Here is a 3,219-nt window from a genome sequence, read left to right as displayed (position 1 = left end):
ACAAGACTTCATCTGCTAAATCAGGAAATAGTATCATTATTAAAAAAATGAGTACCGTTAATGCTAATAAATAGCGAATAAATAGAAATAAAAACTCACTGCGTGACAGATAAAAATAGATGTTCTTATAGGTAAAACAGCACAAACTCAGTTGTGTTCTATCAGCACTCTCCTGCCTGAATTTATATAGACTGCTAACTTTTTCCATAGTGACTTTAATCCTTTAAATATCATTAACTTTAACATTACAAAACCTATCTATATTATGGAATTGAACCTCTATTATTGATTACTACACATTTTCATTAGGGTATCAGTACTGAGCAAACAACGAAATAAAAAATTAATCCTAATAAAAATAAGGAATACTCATCGTCAGAATAAACCATTGCAATAGAAAGGTTATTAAGCCTATTTCCTCGCAGCATAATAATCCATTCGCCCTATTTTGCTGCTTATTTAAGCCATCCAAACTAAAAGATATAACCCAATCCAAAAATTCATAACAAAGTTAATTCCTAATCAAAATAGTTATGGTTATGATGCTGTACAGCAGCGAATAGACGTCTAGACACAAAGATAGCCATAACAACGACAACAACACTCACTTTGCATAACTTATCGACACCATGACGGAGTTTCGGATGAAAAAAATTGCTTCCCCTTTGCTGGCCCTGAGCCTACTGACAGCACTGCCGGTATTCGCAGCGGACACCGCCACGGTAGCCCCGATCCCAGATGCTATCGCCAAACATCCAGGGCAGATTAAAATTGCCGTGATCCGTAACCTGGGATCTGATGACAACACCACTCAGTTTTTGTCCGGTGTATTAAAAGAAGGTAAAAAGCTCGGTTTCAAAGTCGATACCTTCTTGAGCAATGGTGACGACGCCCGTTTTCAAGACTTTGTGAATCAGGCCATCAGCCAAAAATATGACGGCATCATTCTCTCTCAGGGGCGTGACCCGTACTCAACCGAACTGGTCAAACGGATTGCAGCCAGCGGTATTGCGGTATCGGTGTTCGATACCGCTATTCAGGGCGAGATTCCCGGCCTGACAGTCACTCAGCAGGATGATGCATCCCTGACCAATGAATCCTTTGGTCAATTGGTCAAAGACTTCAACGGTAAAGCCAATATCATCAAGCTTTGGGTTGCCGGTTTCCCACCGATGGAACGTCGCCAGGCCGCTTATCAGGCACTGCTAAAACAGAATCCGGGTATTCATGAACTGGAGTCTATCGGAGCCGTGTCTTCTGATGTGCAGGGTGATACCGCCAATAAAGTCGGTGCCGTATTGGCAAAATATCCGAAAGGCAAAATCGATGCAATCTGGGGAACTTGGGATGCCTTTACTCAAGGCGCTTATAAAGCCTTACAGGAAAATGGCCGTACCGAGATCAAACTCTACAGCATTGATATATCGAATCAGGATTTACAACTGATGCGTGAAGCCAATAGCCCATGGAAAGTCAGTGTTGCCGTCGATCCTAAACTGATTGGAGCCGTTAACTTGCGTTTGGTCGCCAAGAAGATTGCTGGGGAAGAGACGCCTGCCAGTTATGAGTTCCGTGCTGCATCCATTCCACAAGCCTTGCTGGCCAGTCAACCCGGCGCAGTTAACGTGGCAGGCTTGAGTAAAATCATTCCGGGCTGGGGCCAATCCGATGATTTCAACTCACCCTGGTTTGCCACCCTTGCCGCCAAAAACGGCCAGTAAATCTAACCGATTGGGAGTGAAATAGATGGCAACGCAAGCTTCCTTGCCACAACCCGAATACAGCCGCAATATGCGGCTGATTGGCCATAGCAATCAGGGCGGAAAACCCGACGGTGTACAGGTAATGGTGCACCGTGGCTACGCCTATGTCGGCCATATGGTATCGCAAGGGGTATCAATTATTGATGTGCGGGATGCAAAAAATCCGCGCCCGGCAGGTTTTATCGCCGCCCCCCCCAATACCTGGAACGTACACTTACAAGTCCATGATGACCTGCTGCTGGTGATTAACGCACGCGACCTGTTTGCCGACGCCAGTTTTGCGCAAGAGAAAGTCTATTACACTCGCTCCGTAGCACAAACCGTCAGTACCCGGCAGGAAGGTCGCAGTTGGAGTGCCGGTTTACGTATTTTTGATATTTCGATACCGGATAGACCGCGTGAAATTAGCTTCCTGCCGCTTGATGGTATTGGTATTCATCGCATCTGGTATGTTGGCGGCCGCTGGGCTTATGTTTCTGCATTGCTGGATGGCTACAGTGATTATATTTTCCTGACCATTGATCTGGCTGACCCGCAAAAACCACAGGTGGCGGGGCGTTATGCTTTACCCGGCATGCATACTGCGGCGGGTGAGCAACCAAGCTGGCCAGAAGGCAAACGTTACGCATTGCATCATGCAATTATCAGCGGTGATACAGCCTATGGCAGTTGGCGCGATGGTGGCCTGACCCTGCTGGATGTCTCTGACCGGCATGAGCCGAAACTGATAAGCCATCGCAACTGGAGCCCTCCCTTTGGCGGCGGCACCCATACTGCACTCCCATTGCCAGACCGCGACCTATTAGTGGTGCTGGATGAGGCGGTGCTGGATAATCAGGAAGATGGTGAAAAGCATATTTGGCTGTTCGATATTCGTGCGCCAAGCAATCCGGTGAGTATCTCAACTTTTCCGGTACCTGGTGAGCGAGATTACGTCTCAAAAGGGGCGCATTTCGGCCCGCACAATCTGCATGAGAACCGCCCAGGCAGCTTTATCAGTTCGTCACTGATTTTTGCTACCTATCAAAATGCCGGAGTGCGCGCTTACGACATCAGTAACCCATACCAACCGAAGGAAACCGGTGCATTAGTGCCTGCAGCCCCGGAAAAAATGGTGGATAAACGCCCTGGTCGGCCACAAGTTATTCAGTCATGTGATGTGTTTGTTGATGCACAAGGGCTTATCTACAGCACCGATTATAACGCTGGGCTGTCAATCATCGAATATTTAGGTTAATTATCCTCTTCGTCCTTGACGTTACTGCTATGTTAGCGGTAACGCCCATGACCTTGGCGATATCAATTAATGGCAGATCGATTCAGGTCGATCTGCTGCTTACAAAAATTTTTCCTCCCTCCCCCTCTTTTTATCGCCGCAATAGTCTAATGTAGTTGGTTGAGCCACTGTCGTAGCGCTGTGCGAGTCATTCTTTTTATTAGAAATAATCCGCATAGA

General features: G+C 46.8%; 2 protein-coding genes and 1 pseudogene. 2 read left to right on the top strand and 1 reads right to left on the bottom strand.

Annotation, left to right across the window (positions count from 1 at the left end; all coding sequences use genetic code 11):
* Window positions 1-208, bottom strand: a pseudogene (locus tag V1952_RS20900) (hypothetical protein); the annotation flags it as partial.
* A 436-nt stretch (window positions 209-644) separates the two neighbouring features.
* Here V1952_RS20900 and V1952_RS20895 point away from each other — a divergent pair.
* The gene (locus V1952_RS20895) at window positions 645-1,721 is read left to right on the top strand and encodes a sugar ABC transporter substrate-binding protein (RefSeq protein ID WP_193784687.1); all 1,077 of its coding nucleotides are present in this window, start codon (window positions 645-647) and stop codon (window positions 1,719-1,721) included.
* Between the two features lie 25 nt (window positions 1,722-1,746).
* Complete coding sequence (locus V1952_RS20890; RefSeq protein ID WP_420075462.1) at window positions 1,747-3,000, top strand: LVIVD repeat-containing protein; 1,254 nt, start codon at window positions 1,747-1,749, stop codon at window positions 2,998-3,000.
* Window positions 3,001-3,219 lie beyond the last annotated feature (219 nt).

This window comes from Yersinia sp. 2542 StPb PI (assembly GCF_048593855.1).
Taxonomy (GTDB): domain Bacteria; phylum Pseudomonadota; class Gammaproteobacteria; order Enterobacterales; family Enterobacteriaceae; genus Yersinia; species Yersinia enterocolitica_E.
This window is presented reverse-complemented; position numbering and strand designations above follow the sequence as displayed.

Bases quoted from the DNA above. Each gene is read 5' to 3' on its own strand.
- V1952_RS20895 (WP_193784687.1), top strand. From the start codon at position 645: ATGAAAAAAATTGCTTCCCCTTTGCTGGCCCTGAGCCTACTGACAGCA.
- V1952_RS20890 (WP_420075462.1), top strand. From the start codon at position 1,747: ATGGCAACGCAAGCTTCCTTGCCACAACCCGAATACAGCCGCAATATG.